Here is a 19,366-nt window from a genome sequence, read left to right as displayed (position 1 = left end):
TTTTCACCTTCCAGCCATTTTAAATAAAAACCGTAGAAGCCTTTCTGCGGTTTTTTTGTATAAGAATTGGCAAAAAATATTGTTTATATAAAATAACCATAATAAAGGAAGTAATAAGATATTATTTTAAAATAAGGCATTAAATAACATAAAGTATTTTTATTATTTTATTGGTAATGAGGTTATTGTTTTAATAAGAAACTATCGTGATAAAAAATTTTAAGAAGAGTAAGTTCTCATGAAGAAAAGAAGATTTATAACTAATTGTATTTAAAGGTTAATATATGCTCATGCAGTGAAATATTTGTAATTTTAATCATAATATTCCTTTTTTGAAAGAAAATAGTATTGAGTTTAGTATGATAAATAGCGTTAAATATCACCGCAAAAACGTACCACAGAACCATTTTCTCAATATATTTTCAAATGTCTAATTTGTAAGCGACTTGCTATTAAATAAATAGAGAGTTTTTTTATTTATAAAAAATAGAAAAGTGGTTAATAAACAATCCTTCTAAATAGGTTAAAATATGAAAGAAATACACATGTCAGTAATAAAAAAACTTTCTAAACAAAGGCGTCAACTCTATTTGAGTTCGGCATTTAATGTCTCAAATATCGATAACCAACTCAGCATTTTAATTCCTATTCTTAGTGAGACGATTAGCGAGATTAAAAAGAGACAATACCAAAAGCAACCTAAGTTATTTCAAATAAAAGAGGCATCCCAATTTTTTGAATATCTGACTGAGTCGGATAAGAAAGAAAAGGCAATAACTGCATTAGATTATCTCCTTTTTTGTTTTGATAATGGATGTAAAACTATCAAAAAAGTGATCCGTCGAGAATTGAGCCCTTTGGTAAAGGATGTCGAATATCTTATCGATTTTGAACTAAAAAAAATAATAAAACCCTCTTCATTTTCGTTATTCGGCTTTTTTAAAGCATAAATAATCTTGGTTAAAAATCAGGAGATTAATTTAGTTGTGTAAAAATAAATGCTAGTGGTGTCAACCTTTGCTGACAAGCCTCTTTATTTCGTTGATATTTATGTATAATATCTAGAATTAGTTCAGGGTCACTCAGTATTAAGAAGGTTTATAATGCGTTTAGAGGTCACTTGTGAAGATCGCATCGGGTTAACCCGTGAATTATTAGATCTGCTGGTATTAAAAAATATTGATTTGCGTGGAATTGAAATATTCCCAATAGGTCTTATTTACCTGAATTTTTCACAGATTGATTTTGATATTTTTCAACCGTTGATGGCGGAAATACGTCGAATAAATGGTGTTATTGATGTGCGTACTGTTGCATTTATGCCATCAGAGCAAGAACATCGTGCAATTTGGACATTATTAGAATCTGTTCCTGTTCCTGTTTTTTCTATTGATACCAAAGGCAAGGTCAAGTTACTCAACCCTGCAACAAGACTGCTTTTTGGTTTATCTCCAGATGACCATTCTGAGAAAACATTTAATCAATTTATTCCAAATTTTAATATTCATCGTTTTTTAGAACAAAAAGAGCACTTTATCCAAATGGTGCCTATTACTGTGAAAAAACAGAATTTTGAAATGGAAATAGTCCCAATTAAACTTACGGATGATAACCAATATAATCATTGTGTTGGAGCTTTTGTTTTACTGAAATATCATGAAATTATTTATGATCATCCTAAATTAGTGGCTAATGATCAAAGTGGTTTTGACCAAATTATTGCCGTAACACCTAAAATGAAGCAGCTTATTATTCGTGCAAAGAAAATGGCAATAATGAATGATCCATTGTTATTAGTGGGTGAAACAGGTACAGGAAAGGATTTATTGGCAAAAGCCTGCCATTTACTAAGTAACCGTTTAAGGTATCCATTTCTTGGCTTAAATTGTGCGTCAATGCCCGATGATGTTGTTGAAAGTGAGTTATTTGGCTATGCAGCAGGTGCTTATCCTAATGCTATTGAAGGAAAAAAGGGCTTTTTTGAGCAAGCTAATGGTGGCACTGTTTTACTTGATGAAATCGGTGAAATGTCACCGCAAATGCAGATCAAACTTCTACGCTTTTTAAATGACGGAACGTTCCGCAGAGTGGGCGAAGAAGAAGAAGTTAATGTCGATGTGCGTATTATTTGTGCTACTCAGAAAAACTTATGGGAATTAGTACAAAAGGGATTGTTTCGAGAAGATCTCTATTACCGTTTGAACGTATTAACACTAACATTACCGCCATTAAGAGAAAGAAAGGACGATATAATTCCGTTGGCAACTCATTTTATTAATCAGTACTGCCAAGAACAAAAGATGGGAGTACCATCTATTTCTACCGATTTCTCAAATTATTTAATGCAATATTCTTGGCCGGGTAATATTCGTCAATTACGGAATATTGTTTACCAAGCAATGGCACAGTTAGTCGGAAATACATTGCGTGTTCAAGATATTACGTTACCTGAGCATACGGATGAAACATTATTTGATGAGAACTTATTAGAAGGCTCGTTAGATGAAATGACAAAACGCTTTGAAGCTTCTATTTTAACGCGTTTATACCGTGATTACCCAAGTACACGTAAATTAGCAAAACGCTTAGGCATTTCTCATACTGCTATTGCGAATAAGCTAAGAGAATATAATCTTACAAGTAAAAAGAGTGATAAGTCTGAAGATTAATTGAGTAGTAAGATGAGTAGTAAGATTGTGTGCATGATAAAAATAGACGAGCATAATGCCCGTCTATTTTTTTATCAGTATTATTTCAATGCGTTTAATGCATCATCATAATTTGGTTCAGTTGTGATTTCATCAACCAACTGGGTGTAGATAACAGTGTTATTTTCATCTAAAACAATTACTGCACGGCTCGTTAAGCCAGCTAATGGGCCCGATGCAATTGCAACGCCGTAGTTTTCTTTGAATTCAGCACCACGCATTGTAGATAATGTCACAACGTTGTCTAAGCCTTCTGCGCCACAAAAACGCGCTTGAGCAAAAGGTAAATCAGCTGAAATACATAAAACAACGGTGTTATTTAATTCATTTGCAACTTTATTAAATTGGCGAACACTTGCAGCACAAACACCAGTATCTACACTTGGGAAAATGTTTAGAACTTTACGTTTACCTGCAAAATTCGCTAAAGAAACATCATTAAGATCTTTACCAACAAGAGAGAAATCCACAGCTTTTTGGCCTAATGCCGGGAATTTACCCGCTAGTGCCACTGCATTTCCTTGTAAAGTAACTTGATGTGCCATTGTTGTTCTCCTTTATTAGTTGTCAGACTAACTGTTATTAATACTCATTATTAACGATAATTCTCGTTAATGCTTAACCATTATTAAAATTTGCCACTATTGGCATAGTCATCACTAAAAACATAAAAATTTATAAAATATTTGTAATCAGTGATTGTGCCTTTTTATCAGGCTCTTATAATTGTGCTGTTCATTCTCATACAGATTACAGGACGAAACAGACATGCGCAAAATATTCGTCATCTCATGTGCACTTGTCGTTCAAGGATTGCTCACATCGCAGGTAAATGCGGCAGTAGTCCCCGTAGGAACGATACTCGATAAAAAGCAAGAAGTGGTCCGACATTTGAAAGATGAGCCTGCATCACTTGATCCTATTAATGCAGTAGGGTTAACAGAAGCTCAAGTGCAACGTGATTTGTTTGAAGGGTTGACGATAGAAGATGAGTATGGACGACCCATTCCGGGAGTTGCTCAGAGTTGGCGCACAGAAGATAATCGCGTGTGGATCTTCACTTTACGTGATAATGCAAAATGGTCCAATGGTGAAAAAGTAACAGCAACAGATTTTGTCTATAGTTGGCAAAGGTTGGTTGATCCTAAAAATCTTTCACCTTTTGCATGGTATGCCTCACTCGCATCGATTGAAAATGCACAAAAAATTATTGATGGAGAATTAAAACCAACATCATTAGGTGTAGAAGCGATTGATGAAAAAACACTAAAAGTCACGTTAGAACGACCAGTTTCTTATTTTCCAAATTTGACGACTAATTTTTCGTTATATCCTGTACCTCGTCATAGTATTGAAAAATATGGTGCCGAGTGGGTTAAAGTTGGCAATTTAGTCGGAAATGGGGCTTTTGTTTTAAAAGACAGAGTCGTTAATGAGAAGATTGTATTAACGCCAAATCCTTATTATTGGGATCATAAAAATACAGTATTAACTAAAGTCACTTTTGTGCCTATTAATCATGAATCACATGCGACTAAACGTTATTTAGCTGGTGATATTGATATTACAGAGTCGTTCCCGAAAAATTTATATCATAAATTAATGAAAGATATTCCTAATGAGGTTTATATTCCTGACCAGTTAGGAACTTATTATTATGCTTTTAATACTCAATCAGGGCCAACAAAAGATATTCGTGTACGTAAAGCGTTAGCGATGGCGATAGATAGAAAAATTATCACTGATAAAGTATTAGGAACAGGGGAGAAATCAGCAAACCGTTTCACACCTGATGTAACGGCTGGCTTTACCCCAGAACCTACAATTTATGATGAATACAATCAAGATGAATTAGACAGTCAGGCTAAGATCTTGTTAGCGGCTGCTGGATATGGCCCTCATAATCCATTAACACTCTCATTGTTATACAATAATTCAGAGAATCATCAGAAAATTGCTATTGCAGTTGCTTCTATGTGGAAGAAAAAATTAGGAGTGAAAGTTGAATTACGTAATCAGGAATGGAAAACATATATTGATAGCCGAAATTCGGGGGATTTTGATGTTATAAGGGCATCATGGGTTGGTGACTATAATGAGCCTTCTACTTTTTTAAGCTTATTAGGTTCTAAACATACCGGTAATATCTCTAAATATCAGAATAAGCAATATGATGAAGTATTAACCTTATCTGGTATGGCTATTGATATAAATGAGCGAAATAGTTTGTATAACCGTGCTGAACAAATAATTGCTGAAGATGCACCAATAGCACCTATTTATCAATATACAAATGGGCGATTAATAAAGCCATGGCTAAAAGGTTATCCAATTAAGAATCCAGAAGATGTTGCATATAGCCATACGCTCTATATTCTGAAGCACTAACATAGAAACTAAATTAAAAGCTTATATTATGCCTCAAAGTTAATATCTATTTTGGGGCATTTTTTTATTTCATGTACAAATAGAATGTAAAGAAGTTGTGATTTATATGATGGTATATATCAATAATAAGAAAATTAAAGAAGTGTGAGAAAATAGTAGAGAGTATCAATAAAAAAGAACCCCTTTAAAAAAGGGGCGTAGCAAAATAAAGCAGGGTGACTTATCGTCTGGATATAAATTATATTTTTAATGCTTTCTTTGCACGTTTTTTATTGTATCTAACTGTTACAGTGATTAATAAAATATTTATAACAAAAAAAATCCCTCTGTTATAAAAACAGAAGGAGACTCAAAAGGAATAAACATTGCAAGAGTATGTTAATACATTTTTATGGTATTGTTTTGACTAATTGTGCAATGTGCTTGATGTTAAATATTATGTCTTGTTTTATTTATGGATATAAACACTTAATTGTAATAAAATCTAATGTATTTATCATGGTATTTGAGCAAATTAAAGTGGATTTATCTATTCGTTTTTCTTTATTATTAAATAAAGTTACAGGTTATCAATAATTATTAGAAAGTCGTCTAAAAACGGAATCCTAGAGATAATTGTAAAACACTTAATTCAAAATGCCGCTTATTTGCTGTGGTATCAGAGTAAAGATAGCCCAAGCTAAACGAGATATCCTTAATAGGATTATAATCGATGCCAATTTGACCAATTACACTTGTTGTGTTTACAATATGAGAATCTATTGTATTTATTTTAGAGTGATGTTTGTCTTCCTGATATTTTAATTTATTAGGACCCATTTGAGCATAAACAGAAATTTCAGGTGTTATCCTATAAGTTGGGCCGATTAATAAGCCTGTGGTTTTGGTTCGGTACTTTATTGTTGATGGTGTGGTAAATCGAGGATCAATAAAATATTCTTTATGATTTGTATTTAAACGCAGTAGAGAAATTAATATCCCCCAAGTATTTTCTGTTTCATATCGATAACTGATTATCTCTCCTTTTGCGGTGTCGCCTTTTATTTTGCCGTAAATATAACCAGCAGAGAGCGTATGTATTTTATCATAGGCATGTAATGTAGAAGAATACGATAAAGCAAAGCTAATTAAAATAAGGACTAATTTATTCATTTTAGGGTTTCTATGTTGATGTGTAGAACGCTATTTTTAGTAAAATAAATGTTGATTTCAATATTAATTAATTGAAATTACTCTTAAAAAAAGTTTGTGTGCTTATTTTTAAACCCAATAAAAATAAAACTATTATAAATAGCTAATAATTAATATAAATTGTATTAATTATTTTAAATGATGGTGTAATGAGACGTCATTATTTAAATAAAAGGGAGTGGAAATTGAGCGTAATAGGTGAAAATACTCACAATAAGTTTTAATACCTATTGTGAGCTAGATTTTGGTGTGACGTTCTATTTCTTATCTACAACTTCAATCAGAGTATATTTCACACTTGATGCATCTGCTGGAGGGTTAGGAATATCTGTAACATTAACTTTTAATGTGTATTCAGTGCCTGCTTTATATTCAAAACCATCAATATTTTGATAGAACAGAGACCATTCGCCAGAAGGTAACTCTTTCACCTTCATACACTTCATTGGTGCGACACCAACACAATCATACAGTTGTGAATCTACTAGAAGCGTTTTTGTTGTTCCCGTAGTTGGTGTTGTATTTGCACTTTTAGTTGAAGTTGCATCATTGCATCCAGCTAAAAGCAAAAATAAAGGAATAGCGATAAATTTTTTCATATTGATGACCTTATTTTTAGGGTGCAATAAATGTATTAAATAATATTTAGTATACACCAGATAGATAATTATTATAAATTACAGCAGGTAATTTTTTTCCTAAAAATAAAATAAGTTACCTGCTGTTATTCTAAGTATTAATATCCTAACGTAACTATCAGTATTTAATTTAGTGTAATAATCCTAAAGTGATGAAGATAAATAGAATTTTCAGATAAATTAAACAAAAATAGCGTTGATATACAGATAACTAGAAAAAAGTATAGAATAATAGCTCAAAACATAGCGTTATAAAATGAAGGTAAATCAATCAGATTTGATAATTGGGCATTGAGTTCAAGTATTACCTTTAAAAAGCAAAAGTTATGGAGGAAGCTAAGTGAAAACAATTAATGACTCTGTTATACAGGATTCAGATGCTATTTACACAGCACAACTTAATGGGCATGGCGGGGCAACAGAAATCACAGCAGAGACTGTTGCAACAAATGAAAACCCATACTGGGTGCACTTAGATTACCGTAAACCACAAAGTGCTCAATGGATACAAGAGACAGAATTACTTCCACCTATTGCTAAAGATATATTGCTTGCAGAGAATGTCAGACCAAAAGCACAACGCATTGGTGAAGGTATCGTTATCAATCTGCAAACAATTAATAATAATCCTAATGATCGACCTGATGAGCTTGTTGCTTTTAGAATTTACATTAACAGTCAAACAATCGTTTCAAGTCGTCACCGCCGAGTTAATTCTGTAGATTCTGTTATTCATACTTTAGAATTAGGTAATGGACCTGAAAATAGTGGCGATTGGCTTATTACGATGGCTGATGCTGTGACTGATGAAATAGGTGAATTTGTTGAGACTTTGCATGACCAATTAATTGAATTGGAAGATATGATCCTTGACCAACAAATACCGGCAAGAGGTGAACTCGCATTATTAAGAAAGCAGTTAATAGTTTTACGTCGTTATATGGCGCCTCAGCGAGATGTATTCTCAAGACTCTCTATTGAAAAATTGCCGTGGATGAGTGATAGCGATAGAGTTACGATGTTAGAAATCTCAGAAAGGCTTTCTCGGCGTTTAGAGGATTTGGATAGTAGTATTTCTCGTACCGCTGTGATTGCTGATGAAATAACATCAATGATGGCTGATGCGATGAATAGACGTACTTATACTATGTCACTAATGGCGATGTTATTTTTACCAACAACATTTCTAACAGGGTTATTTGGTGTCAATTTAGGCGGAATACCCGGAAATGAGTTTCCGTATGGTTTTACCATCTTTTGTTTATCCCTCTTTGTTTTGATTGTGATTGTTACTTGGTGGTTAAAGCGTAGTAGATGGTTGTAAATTTTCAGCAAATTAATCGTAACTAAATGGATTTAAAAAAGAATTCTCTAACCCTGTTTGAGATATATCAATTTTTTAAAATAGAACATCTGGCATTATAACTCTCGCAGGTGAATACAACGTTGAGCGATGAACGTTGTGCTCCATAATTGTAGTTTTTCTCATATTGAGTTCTTAATACAGAATAATTGACCATTATTACACCGATGTTTATTAACATCGGTTTTTTTTGCTTAAATTTATTGTTGGCTATTATTTAGTCATAAAAATCCTAAGCCCTGAATGCAAGGCTTAGGAGATAGTGCATTATTTCACTTCAACAATATCGAGTTTGTTTTGGCTAAAGTCAGGACGTTCATCATCTTCTTCTTGGAACATCACTGGAACGGTTGGAATATCGTCTTTATCAAAAGCTAAGTCGCCACCATTAATGACTTCATCACCATGCTTGATGTTCACAAAATCAAATAATTGAGTATCACATAAATGTGATGGGACAATATTTTGAGTTGCTCTAAACATAGTTTCAATACGACCAGGATAACGTTTATCCCAATCTCTTAGCATCTCTTTAATCACTTGGCGCTGAAGGTTAGGCTGTGAGCCACAAAGATTGCATGGAATAATTGGGAATTGCTTAGCTTGTGCAAAACGCTCAATATCTTTCTCACGAGCATAAGCTAGAGGACGAATAACGATTTGTTTCCCATCATCACTCATTAATTTAGGTGGCATACCTTTAAGCTTGCCACCATAGAACATATTTAAAAATAATGTTTCTAAAATATCATCACGATGGTGACCTAAAGCAATTTTAGTTGCACCAACTTCTGTTGCTGTGCGATATAAAATACCACGACGTAAACGTGAGCATAAAGAGCAGGTTGTTTTACCTTCAGGAATAATATCTTTAACGATCCCATAGGTATTCTCTTCAACAATTTTATATTCCACACCAAGCTCATTTAAATACTCAGGTAGAATATGCTCAGGGAATCCAGGTTGTTTTTGGTCTAAATTGATTGCAATAAGTGAAAAGTTAATTGGCGCACTTTTTTGCAGATTCATTAAGATAGAAAGTAGCGTGTAGCTATCTTTACCGCCAGAAAGGCAGACCATGATTTTATCGCCATCTTCAATCATATTAAAGTCAGCGATAGCTTGCCCAACATCGCGGCGTAAGCGTTTTTGTAGTTTGTTGAAATTATACTGCTCTTTTGGGATGCTCATTTTTTACGGTTCTATATCGTTGCTGATTATTCTGTAACTTGCTAACCAAGGCTTTGTTCTTCGCTGTTTTGATACCTTAAAAACATGATAAATCAAAAAATATCTTATAGGCTCAAATGATAAGTTGTGTGAAAAACAAAGTTATTTATGGCAAGAAAATTGATAAGTCGACAATGATACCAGATGGTAGGGTGGTTTCGATATAGATAACTACAGTTAAGCGCTTTCAAGGTGGTAAAAAGTAAGAAGTAATAGCCTTATATAAACTGAATAAGGCTATTAAATTTTTGCATTACTAGGAAATTGGCAATCAGTATAGGACTTAATCAGGCGTCAATTACTAAAATTTAGGATGATAATGTCGCTAATTTAGTCGCAAATCCCATAAAGAAAAGCCCGATAACACCATTACCTAGTTTAGCGATATTTTTACGTGAGCCGAAGAAGCGAGCAAGGGCCACACCACCAAATATCAGAAAAGAGAGATAGATAAAGCTAAAGGCTTCAAGCATGGAAGCCAAAATTAAATAAGATAATCCCGTATGTGCATAATTAAAATCGATAAACTGAACAAAAAATGAGATATAAAATAAAATCGCTTTAGGATTAGTCATACTTAATGTAAGTGCTTTTCTAAAAACGTGTTTTTGTACAGTTGTTGTTTGTTCTGAATGTACTTTTTGGGAGAAAAAAGTTGCACGAATAATTTTTATTCCCAAGTAGAGAAGATAAAAAGCACCTAAAAAGCGAACAATAGTAAAGAGTAAAGGAGAGGCTTTTATTACAGATGCAACACCAATAAAGGCGAGAAAAATTAAAATAGCATCACCTAAGAAAACACCAAATGCAGCACGATATCCATCACGAACACCGCCTGATGCGCTTGTTTTTAGCACATAGAGTGTATTGGGGCCAGGAACAAGAATAATAAAAAACATGCCTGCAAGGTATGTCCAAATATTGAGTACACCAAATTGTTCAAGCCACATGTTAACCCCCAAATCTCACTTTCTCTGCATTACTTAATGAATTGCTATTATATAAAGAGAATCCACATTATTTAAACGCATATTTTCATTCATACAGAAGATAAATGTTTGATGCTTACTGCTTTCTGGCTAAAACGGTACTTCTTTACCACTTCAACAGATTGCTGAACTGTTTCATCTTTGTTTCCAAAATTGGTTCACGATTAAAAAAATGATAGGGTTTCAAATAGAAAAATAAAACCTTATAAAGGAAAATTATGGTTTTTTCTCAAGTAAATAAAATAAGCTTACCACCTAAGTAAATAAAATAAGCTTACCACCTACAACAGGTTTTCAAACACTATTTAAACCTGTCATTACAGATGTTGCTGAGCACCTTTCCCAATTATTAAAAGACAATTTATACAGCATTTATGTTTATGGGAGTGTGGCTAATGGATGTGCAATAGCAGAAAAATCAGACTTGGATATTTGTTTGATTTTAAAAAATAAAATAGATGAATTTGAAAATCAGCAATTAGATAAAACAAAAGTAATGCTAAGTACATTACACCCTATTGTTAGCAAAATTGATTTCGATATTGGTGTTTTAAGCGAAGTCTTGGCGCCTAACAATTTATACAGCTGGGGATATTGGTTAAAACATCACTGTCGTTGTATTTTTGGTGATGATTTGACGCAACATTTTTCGCCATTTGCTCCATCAAGAAAAATTGCTTTGGCAATCAATGGTGATTTTGTCCAAGTTGTAGAGGGATATATTAAGCAAATATACCCAAAAGATCTTCTTATTGAAAAACGTCATATACAAAGAGCCATTGCTCGAAAATTAATTCGCTCAGTGAATATTTTGCGTAGTGAAAAAGATGAATATTGGCCTGAAACACTAAAGGATCACGTAAAAATACTAGAGGCTAATTACTCTGAGCAACATAAAAATATTAATTATCTTTTATCTGAAAGCATAAATCCAAGCGATGATATAGAGGCGTTTATACACAAAGCAAAGCTATTTATGCATTGGTTAGAAATTGAGTGTTTAAAGAAAGATAAAGAGGATATAGCCTGAGATGCTAGAGGAGTTTTGTTGTTTAAAAAAAAGCGCTTTTTTATGTAAATAGGGTAGATCTCTTACGTTAATCAGACTACATTTAACTGTGTTTTTATACAGTTTTTGTCAATCAATTACGGTAAGGAAAATGCGATGTTAAAAGTGATAGCTGAAGATTTTATTAAAACAGAAGCGATAGAAATTGTTTTACCTCTTTATCGTGAACTTGTTGAGGCGACTAAGAAAGAATCTTTTTGTATTAGCTACAATCTATACGTTGATGAAAAAGATCCTGGTCATTTTGTCTTTGTTGAACAATGGCCTGATCATGCTGCACTTGATGAGCATTGTGCTAGTGAACATTTTCAGCGATTAGTCCCTATGATTAATGCATATACAAAAGCAGAGCCTAAATTTTTACTTATGGCAGATGCTTTTGATGAAAAACAAAAGTAATAAAAAGTGGCTAATTTATAGTGGGTACATTAAATAAGAAAAAGTAAAACAAGAGAGAAGGTGATGTTAGCGAAGTATATATCTCAAGTTGTAAACCAAGAAGATAGCTATCAAATTTTAAGTACCCAGAAACTTTTGGATGACTTAACAGAAATAACCAGGGCAACCCATACTTGGTTATTTCCTGATGGTGTCATTTTGAAATGTACAGAAGAGATAGAAACAGAACACTATGATAATGACGCTCAATGTCCTGAACATTGGATCACTTGGGAAATTGTCGAATCGAATAACAAACCTATCTCTCCTTATAGAAAAGAATTTTTTAATTTATGTCAGCAAAGCTTTTGGTTAAAAATGCAACTTTCTAATAATAAATAAAAAAGAAAGCCACTTTATAAGTGGTTTTTTTATACGTATTAAAATTAATAAAATAACTTATTTCCATACTGTTTTAAATTTTAGATTAAATATTAATTAACATTTTATAGACTAAGATAAGTTAATTTGACTTAGTGGGTTTTTTTTATCCTAATGATTAAGCATAAATAGAACGACAATAGTGTTTTTAAGAAAATTAAAACTGATGAAAATTAAAATTAGTCTTTTTTTCATAATGTTATGATCTTAATATTTACTTAATAATAGTGAAAAATAAGGTAAGTTTGTTGTTGAGAGAAATGGTGTTTTAATTATAACTTTAATCATAAGATTTTCTTTATAAAATATTATTGTTAATGTATTATTTATAAATAAATTTTATTGAGTATTACACTCAATTTAACAAGAGAGCTAAATTATAATTTAGTTCCATTTGTCTATCCTTTTGTTTTTATATAGAGAATAAAGATGCGTCGTAATTTATTTATTTCAACTTCACTGTTAGCTATTTCTACACTTTCTTTTAATGCACAAGCAGCATTAGATAATACTTTATCTGTGGGTTATGCCCAGACTTCAATTAAAGTTGATGATAAAATGGATGATGATCTTAAAGGAATTAACTTTAAATATAATCATGAATTTGATAATAACTGGGGAGTTATTGGATCACTAACGTATACAAAATTAACTTATAATTATTATGGCCGCTGGGGAAAAATTGGTTCAACTGAAATTGATTATGTTTCATTAACAGCGGGTCCTAGCTACCGTTTTAATGACTATTTTAGTGCGTATGGTTTAATTGGCCTTGGTCATATTAATCAAGAAGATAATTTTTTCTATGATAATGACAATGATAAGTTAAGTAAATCGTCTATGGCTTATGGATTAGGTTTACAAATCAATCCAATTCCAAACGTGGCCATTGATGCATCTTATGAATATTCAAAAATAGATGGTGCAAAATTTGGTACTTGGATATTAGGTGTTGGTTACCGTTTCTAGTATTAAGCTGATAAATAATATATTTAAAAGGTCACGTTATGTGGCCTTTTTTGTTTTATATGAATGTAAATACTTATCGCTATATTGGGGATTTTGTCTTATCAAAACTTATTTAATATACACAATATGTGTGTTTTTTCTTCGGGTGGCTTGACTGTTAATAATGGAGCTATAAGATGCAGTATTTTATGGAGAGAGAAGTATGTTAACTATAATAAAAGCAGAGCCTTTGCACTATAATGAAATGATTGCAGTTTGGGAATCATCAGTTAGAGCCACACATACATTTCTATCTGAAGATATCATTTTGTCACTCAAAAAAGATATTGTAGAACAGTATTTTCCTATGCTTAATACCTATATTGCGATAGATGATAATAATGTTATTCACGGGATCTTAGGTACAACAGAAAATAAGTTAGAGATGCTTTTTGTCGATGCGAATTCTAGGGGGCATGGCTGTGGTAAATTGCTTACAACTTTTGCGATAAATACACTGCATATTGATGAATTAGATGTAAATGAGCAGAATCCTCAAGCAATTGGTTTTTATTTTTATATTGGGTTTGAGCAAATAGGACGTTCTGAATTAGATGGACAAGGCAATCCTTTCCCATTGTTACATTTAAAATTAAATAAAAATAAGTATAAATACTAAATAAAGAAATATGAAAGATACAAAATAGGGAGGAAAATAAAAAAACTCTCTTTTTATCTTATAAAAATAACAATTATCCACTTAAATTTGATTTATATCGTAATAATTTCCCTGCTTTAATGAAATAATTTTTTCATAATTAAATAAATTTAACACAACAGTGGCATAGTTATGAACAAAACCTTAGTTGTTATTTTATCTTTATTTTTACTACCAGCTTGCTCTGAATCACAAGAAAATAAAGTTATTGAATATTGTATGGATACATTAAATGTCTATAGTAACGTGAGTAAAGATCAATGTTTGTGTTTTTATAATGAAACGAGAGATAAATTTTCTTCAACTGAAATAGATAGAATGGTCAAATCACCGCCCATAAAGCAAGACAGCACACTCACAAGAGAAGGCACAATGTTTTTAACTATTGCTCATTCATCTAAATGCTTTGAGTAACAGTTATTACACGTAATAAGTGACAATAATCTAATAAAGAATAAGTCGTAAATTAAGTCACATATACCGAAGATCATTGCCTCTAAAAGCAAATACCACAAATTTGATAAACCTATCTCTATAAATTGAATATATTATCACTGTTTTTATATACAGTTAGTTGTGGGTTTATCCTTTATTGTGAATTGTGAGGAAATTATGTCAAAGCTTCGCTTATCTTACCCAAAACTAAGCCCTAAAGCTTATGCTGGTTTAATTCAATGTAAAACTGCGCTAGAAGGTAGTTCATTGGATATAACGTTGATTGAACTTGTCTATTTAAGAGTGTCTCAACTTAATGGCTGTGCTTTTTGTTTGGAAATGCATAATAACTCATTGCGTAATCATGGCGTTGATCAAAATAAGTTAGATGCACTAAATGGTTGGCAAGTGAGCGAACGTTTTACTGATAAAGAGCAAGCTGCATTATTATGGGCAGAAGCAGTCAGTAATATTTCAGCAAAAAACACAGATGATAATATTTATCAGCAGGTTAAAGCGTATTTTACAGACATAGAAATGAGTGATCTGACATTGGCAATTGGGTTAATGAATGCCTTTAATCGTATTGCTGTGAGTTTGCGCCAGTAATGAGTATTATCTACGCAAATTATATATCATTAAATTATGATAAAGAGAAAAGCGCCGATAGAGCGCTTTTAATTTTTTAGGTTTAATTTTACCAAAGATATTGCATAAAGGGCAAATAAGCAAAAATTAAAGCAATGAGTATAAATAAGATACGAAATAACATTTTTTGTGTTTTTATTACAGCAAAGAGCATTACGATAATAATAGCTACGCAGATATGCCAATAAAATGCACCAAAGAAAGCTAAGGTAAAAATAGTATCGATAATAAAGTGGCTTTCACTCATTTTATTTCTCTTTGAAATAAAAAATCACCCACTAAAATATAAGCAGGTGAAGATAAAAGTGATTATGATTTCCAAATAATATGGAACATAGGTTGTAATGGATCGCGGCTAATTAGGACACGACCAAAAATATCATCAATATCGGAATCATCGTCTGGAGCAAGACCAATAATTACTTCGCTAAAACGGGCTGATGTGACAGGCAAGCCAACAATAAATTGCCAATCATTACCTAATGGAACCACTTCAGCTGCGCCTCTTTCTTCAAATTGCAGGTTAAACAATAATTGGTCTGCAACATCCAAATTATCCGCTGCTTGGGCTAAAAATAGATCATAAGCTTGTTCTAAAGCGTCGTCTTCACTGATTAAAGTTGGTTCATTCATGGTAATGCCTGTCTATTATTCCAATAATTATCGCGTTATTTGTATCGCATTTTTACTAATTTAGCACGGTTATCTGTTGCCCGTTTTTAGTAGTCTCTTGATTATAACATTTCTGTTATAGCAGAGGACTAAAGAAATAGCAGATACGCTCTAATACGCGATTTAAGAATGGTCGTTTTTCCCATTCATCCATAGTTAATTCTGTCGAGCGAGCAATATAATCATATTGAACAATGCTTAAATCACTGCCAAAACCTTCATCATCAATGACAACGGTAATTTCAAAATTTAACCACAAGCTACGCATATCAAGGTTAACTGAACCCACCATACTGAGTTGTCCATCAACCATCACGCTTTTGGTATGTAATAAACCATCTTCAAATTGGAATATTTTCACACCAGATTCGAGCATTTCTGTAAAGAATGAACGGCTTGCCCAACGTACAAGGAATGAATCATTGCTGCGAGGAACGATAATACTTACATTAACACCTCGCATCGCAGCGGTTGATATTGCATGGGCAAGATCATCGCTAGGTACAAAATAAGGAGTTGTCAATACTAATTCTTTTCTCGCAGAGTAAATAGCTGTAATAAGTGACTGTTGAATTAGCTCATCAGGAAAACCTGGACCTGAGGCGATGATTTGTGTTGTATGGCCGCTTTCTTGTTCACAAGGCATAATATTATCATCAGGAGGAGGGGGTAAATGGCGCTCACCAGTTTCCATTTCCCAGTCAAAGGCATAAATCATTCCTAATGTGGTCGAAACAGGGCCTTCCATTCTGACCATGATATCAATCCATTGGCCTACACCAGAATCTTGCTTGAAATAACGAGGATCAACCATATTCATGCTTCCTGTGTAGGAAATATAGTTATCAATCAATACGATTTTTCGATGTTGACGCAAATCCATGCGGCGTAAGAAGAAACGGAATAAATTAACATGTAATGATTCAACAAATTCAATACCCGCAGCTCTCATTACATCTGGGCCGTTAGTACGGAAGAAATTCCAACTACCCGCAGAGTCAACCATGACTCGGCATTTTACACCACGCTTAGCGGCTCTAATTAAGGCATCGGTTACTTCATCGACTAAACCACCTGATTGCCAAATATAGAAAACCATTTCAATATTGTCACGGGCATTATTAATATCGCGTGTAATTGAATTGAGCGAATCTTCACAGGTGGTTAAAAGTTCAATTTTGTTACCTTTAACACCTTTAATACCTTGGCGTTTAGCTGTTAATTGGAAAAGAGGCGTTGCAACATCGCTCGTACTTGTAGCAAAGATGTGCTTACATTTTCTCAAGTCTTCAAGCCACGCAACAACAGAAGGCCACATCTGCTTAGCATGTTCAACACGTCGTTTTCCTAGGTGTAATTCACCAAAAGCAAAATACGCAATAACTCCAACTAATGGCAGGATGTAAATGATCAATAGCCATGTCATTGTTGATGTAACGGGTCGTCGGTGCATTAGGACACGAAATGTGACCCCCGCAATTAATAGCCAATAGAAGAAAAAGGTTAGCCAACTTAATACAGTATAAAATGTTGTCATAGTAGAGCTATTTTCCGTTGAAAATGAATTGCATGGATAAGCTAAAGGCAATTTAATAAAAATAGTTCATTATTTTTGTTATTTGCCGAATGTTGTTATTAAATCAGGATTATTATCTCTGTCAAATCTCTTTCTTAAGAGATAAGCATTAAATAAGTAATAAGATACAACTCTTTATTCATTTTTTCTTTGTGAGAAATGCTCAAATAATGGATTAAATTCAAGCAAATCATAAATCACCCCTTGGATCACAAAATGAACGTCTTATAATAGTCTACTTATTCGAAAAAATAGGTGCTGATAGCATGAGACACAGTAGGACTGAAGTAGCTCGTTGGCGTATGATGAGACAAGCTATACGTAAACGACGTCGATGGTTAGAAGGGCAATCTCGTCGTAATTTCCGAATTTATAAACTGCGTAAACTTGATACTTCTAGAAAACATAGAGCACTTTTATTTGTACAACACATAGAATGGAACTCATAATTTCACTTTTTAGCGGCTAATATCAATCATTTTACTAAACGTTATTGAATATGATTGCTATTTGCATTTAAACTAGGAGCATATTTTTTCTTTAGGTGAAATAAGATCAGTTATGCGTTGGAAGCTTTGGGTATTCATATCACTTTGTCTACATGCCTCACTTGTTGCGGCTGCGATGTTATATGTTGTAGAAGATAAGCCAGTTACACCTGAGCCTATCTCTATACAGATGTTGGCATTTGCAGCAGATGAACCGGCTGGCGAACCAGAACCTGTGGTTGAAGAAGTTACTCCTCCAGAACCTGAGCCGGTTGTTGAGCCTGAACCCGAGCCAGAACCTATTCCTGACGTAAAACCTATTATCGAAAAACCAATAGAGAAAAAACCAGAACCAAAACCGAAACCTAAGCCAAAACCAGTAGACAAACCGAAACCGCCTGTTGAGCGACCACAACCTTTAGTCGTTAATAAAGGTAATGATCTCAAAAATCTTAATCCGACGGCAAAGCCAAGTGATAAAGGCGATGAAAAACCGGTTGCAATGGCAAGTAGTGGGGAAGGTAAAGTACCTAATGCAGTACGCCAAGGTTTACCTGAATATCCATCACGAGCACGAGCGGTAGGTATGGAAGGTACAATCAAAGTTCGTTTTGATGTTGATGCCGATGGAAGAGTCGATAATGTAGAAATTATTTCAGCTGATCCTAAAAACGTGTTTGAGCGAGAAGTAAAAAGAGCAATGCGACAGTGGCGTTATGAAAAAATTCCTTATAAAGGAAAAGTGGTTCTGATTGAATTCAAAATAACAGGGATCTCAGCAAGCTAATTTTTATAAAACTAGCGCTTAAACAGAGCGATATGATTATTTGATACCAGATAAATAAAAGGCACTTTAATAAGTGCCTTTTTTAGTTTCAATTTTTAATGCTTTCACGCTATTTGTCATAAGCGAATTGTCGTAATGGCGTTTTATTCCATTGTACTTGTTAGCGTGAAATGAGCTTTACCTTCAGGTAAGCGACGAGCTGAATTGTTCTCATCAACGGCAACGTAGGTAAATACAGCCTCTGTTGCACGATAGCGTTGGCCGACAGGTTCTGTGGCGACTTTCTTAACCCAGACTTCAATATTAACAGTAATTGAAGAGTTACCTGTTTTTAAGCAACGCGCATAGCAACAAACGACATCGCCAACAGCAACAGGTTTAAGAAAGGTAATGCCTGTTACGCTTACAGTAACGACACGACCTAACGCAATTTCTTTCGCTAAAATTGCACCACCGATATCCATTTGGGACATTAACCAGCCACCGAAAATATCACCATTGGCGTTAGTATCAGCAGGCATGGCAAGAGTACGTAAAACGAGCTCACCATTAGGCAAAGATTGTTGTTCAGTCATGGGTATAAAGTATCTGTAAATAATGTTAAAACCAAAGAAATGTCTACTCATCATACTTCAAGTATTTAGAGTATCTACTGGTTATACTCTAATAGCTACTTTGAATTATTTAGAGCACACATCT

The 19,366-nt window shown here is 33.4% G+C and carries 22 protein-coding genes; 13 read left to right on the top strand and 9 right to left on the bottom strand.

Annotated features, from left to right (window positions below):
• Positions 1-530: 530 nt before the first annotated feature.
• Positions 531-950, top strand: coding sequence for a hypothetical protein (locus tag C0T34_RS08920; RefSeq protein WP_226892297.1), 420 nt, complete (start codon positions 531-533; stop codon positions 948-950).
• A 153-nt stretch (positions 951-1,103) separates the two neighbouring features.
• Positions 1,104-2,669, top strand: coding sequence for a transcriptional regulator TyrR (gene tyrR, locus C0T34_RS08915; RefSeq protein WP_098943048.1), 1,566 nt, complete (start codon positions 1,104-1,106; stop codon positions 2,667-2,669).
• A gap of 80 nt (positions 2,670-2,749) precedes the next feature.
• On the opposite strand, the gene tpx is transcribed toward tyrR, so the two are convergent.
• The gene (gene tpx, locus C0T34_RS08910; protein WP_098943046.1) at positions 2,750-3,253 is read right to left on the bottom strand and encodes a thiol peroxidase; all 504 of its coding nucleotides are present in this window, start codon (positions 3,251-3,253) and stop codon (positions 2,750-2,752) included.
• A gap of 223 nt (positions 3,254-3,476) precedes the next feature.
• Between tpx and C0T34_RS08905 the strand changes: the two genes are divergently transcribed.
• Positions 3,477-5,096: a peptide ABC transporter substrate-binding protein gene (locus C0T34_RS08905; protein WP_098943044.1), complete on the top strand. Its 1,620-nt coding sequence runs from the start codon at positions 3,477-3,479 to the stop codon at positions 5,094-5,096.
• Positions 5,097-5,687: 591 nt separating this feature from the next.
• Here C0T34_RS08905 and C0T34_RS08895 read toward each other — a convergent pair.
• Both C0T34_RS08895 and C0T34_RS08890 read right to left on the bottom strand, forming a co-directional pair.
• Complete coding sequence (locus tag C0T34_RS08895) at positions 5,688-6,248, bottom strand: Ail/Lom family outer membrane beta-barrel protein (protein WP_109850033.1); 561 nt, start codon at positions 6,246-6,248, stop codon at positions 5,688-5,690.
• Positions 6,249-6,544: 296 nt separating this feature from the next.
• On the bottom strand, positions 6,545-6,886 hold the full coding sequence (locus C0T34_RS08890; RefSeq protein WP_098943038.1) for a DUF4377 domain-containing protein: 342 nt from the start codon (positions 6,884-6,886) through the stop codon (positions 6,545-6,547).
• Positions 6,887-7,265: 379 nt separating this feature from the next.
• Between C0T34_RS08890 and zntB the strand changes: the two genes are divergently transcribed.
• Positions 7,266-8,249 carry a zinc transporter ZntB gene (zntB, locus tag C0T34_RS08885; protein WP_075672146.1) on the top strand — a complete coding sequence of 328 codons (984 nt, stop codon included), beginning with the start codon at positions 7,266-7,268 and terminating at the stop codon, positions 8,247-8,249.
• A gap of 306 nt (positions 8,250-8,555) precedes the next feature.
• Here the strand turns inward: zntB and ttcA are convergent, their stop codons facing one another.
• Both ttcA and leuE read right to left on the bottom strand, forming a co-directional pair.
• Positions 8,556-9,479, bottom strand: coding sequence for a tRNA 2-thiocytidine(32) synthetase TtcA (gene ttcA / locus C0T34_RS08880; RefSeq protein WP_109850032.1), 924 nt, complete (start codon positions 9,477-9,479; stop codon positions 8,556-8,558).
• Positions 9,480-9,826: 347 nt separating this feature from the next.
• Positions 9,827-10,468: a leucine efflux protein LeuE gene (gene leuE / locus C0T34_RS08875; RefSeq protein ID WP_109850031.1), complete on the bottom strand. Its 642-nt coding sequence runs from the start codon at positions 10,466-10,468 to the stop codon at positions 9,827-9,829.
• 307 nt (positions 10,469-10,775) lie between these two features.
• Here leuE and C0T34_RS08870 point away from each other — a divergent pair, with 307 nt between their 5' ends.
• From C0T34_RS08870 to C0T34_RS08840, 7 genes are all read left to right on the top strand, one after another.
• On the top strand, positions 10,776-11,537 hold the full coding sequence (locus tag C0T34_RS08870) for a nucleotidyltransferase domain-containing protein (RefSeq protein WP_109850030.1): 762 nt from the start codon (positions 10,776-10,778) through the stop codon (positions 11,535-11,537).
• 135 nt (positions 11,538-11,672) lie between these two features.
• On the top strand, positions 11,673-11,975 hold the full coding sequence (locus C0T34_RS08865) for a putative quinol monooxygenase (RefSeq protein ID WP_109850029.1): 303 nt from the start codon (positions 11,673-11,675) through the stop codon (positions 11,973-11,975).
• A gap of 63 nt (positions 11,976-12,038) precedes the next feature.
• Positions 12,039-12,356, top strand: a complete 318-nt coding sequence (locus C0T34_RS08860) for a hypothetical protein (protein WP_109850028.1) — start codon at positions 12,039-12,041, stop codon at positions 12,354-12,356.
• A gap of 468 nt (positions 12,357-12,824) precedes the next feature.
• Positions 12,825-13,364 (top strand): Ail/Lom family outer membrane beta-barrel protein, encoded by a 540-nt coding sequence (locus tag C0T34_RS08855; RefSeq protein ID WP_109850027.1) that lies wholly within the window; start codon positions 12,825-12,827, stop codon positions 13,362-13,364.
• Positions 13,365-13,566: 202 nt separating this feature from the next.
• On the top strand, positions 13,567-14,022 hold the full coding sequence (locus C0T34_RS08850) for a GNAT family N-acetyltransferase (RefSeq protein ID WP_109850026.1): 456 nt from the start codon (positions 13,567-13,569) through the stop codon (positions 14,020-14,022).
• A 171-nt stretch (positions 14,023-14,193) separates the two neighbouring features.
• The gene (locus C0T34_RS08845; RefSeq protein WP_098943029.1) at positions 14,194-14,475 is read left to right on the top strand and encodes a hypothetical protein; all 282 of its coding nucleotides are present in this window, start codon (positions 14,194-14,196) and stop codon (positions 14,473-14,475) included.
• A 198-nt stretch (positions 14,476-14,673) separates the two neighbouring features.
• A complete protein-coding gene (locus C0T34_RS08840; RefSeq protein WP_075672128.1) occupies positions 14,674-15,105 on the top strand; it encodes a carboxymuconolactone decarboxylase family protein in 432 nt (143 codons plus the stop codon).
• Between the two features lie 88 nt (positions 15,106-15,193).
• On the opposite strand, the gene C0T34_RS08835 is transcribed toward C0T34_RS08840, so the two are convergent.
• From C0T34_RS08835 to cls, 3 genes are all read right to left on the bottom strand, one after another.
• Positions 15,194-15,391, bottom strand: coding sequence for a hypothetical protein (locus tag C0T34_RS08835; protein ID WP_075672126.1), 198 nt, complete (start codon positions 15,389-15,391; stop codon positions 15,194-15,196).
• A 62-nt stretch (positions 15,392-15,453) separates the two neighbouring features.
• A complete protein-coding gene (locus C0T34_RS08830; protein WP_006536991.1) occupies positions 15,454-15,777 on the bottom strand; it encodes an HI1450 family dsDNA-mimic protein in 324 nt (107 codons plus the stop codon).
• A 115-nt stretch (positions 15,778-15,892) separates the two neighbouring features.
• Entirely contained in the window at positions 15,893-17,353 is a 1,461-nt protein-coding gene (cls, locus tag C0T34_RS08825) for a cardiolipin synthase (RefSeq protein WP_098943025.1), read from the bottom strand.
• A gap of 305 nt (positions 17,354-17,658) precedes the next feature.
• On the opposite strand from cls, the gene C0T34_RS08820 reads away from it, so the two are divergent.
• Both C0T34_RS08820 and tonB read left to right on the top strand, forming a co-directional pair.
• The gene (locus tag C0T34_RS08820; RefSeq protein ID WP_036913581.1) at positions 17,659-17,841 is read left to right on the top strand and encodes a YciY family protein; all 183 of its coding nucleotides are present in this window, start codon (positions 17,659-17,661) and stop codon (positions 17,839-17,841) included.
• Positions 17,842-17,953: 112 nt separating this feature from the next.
• A complete protein-coding gene (tonB, locus tag C0T34_RS08815; RefSeq protein WP_109850025.1) occupies positions 17,954-18,667 on the top strand; it encodes a TonB system transport protein TonB in 714 nt (237 codons plus the stop codon).
• 143 nt (positions 18,668-18,810) lie between these two features.
• On the opposite strand, the gene yciA is transcribed toward tonB, so the two are convergent.
• On the bottom strand, positions 18,811-19,242 hold the full coding sequence (gene yciA / locus C0T34_RS08810; RefSeq protein ID WP_006536988.1) for an acyl-CoA thioester hydrolase YciA: 432 nt from the start codon (positions 19,240-19,242) through the stop codon (positions 18,811-18,813).
• Between the last annotated feature and the right edge of the window lie 124 nt (positions 19,243-19,366).

The sequence above is a fragment of the Proteus sp. CA142267 genome, assembly GCF_003336825.1.
In the GTDB taxonomy this organism is placed as follows: Bacteria; Pseudomonadota; Gammaproteobacteria; order Enterobacterales; family Enterobacteriaceae; genus Proteus; species Proteus terrae.
Note: the sequence above shows the minus strand (reverse complement) of the source record. Positions and strands in the feature narration are given on the sequence as shown.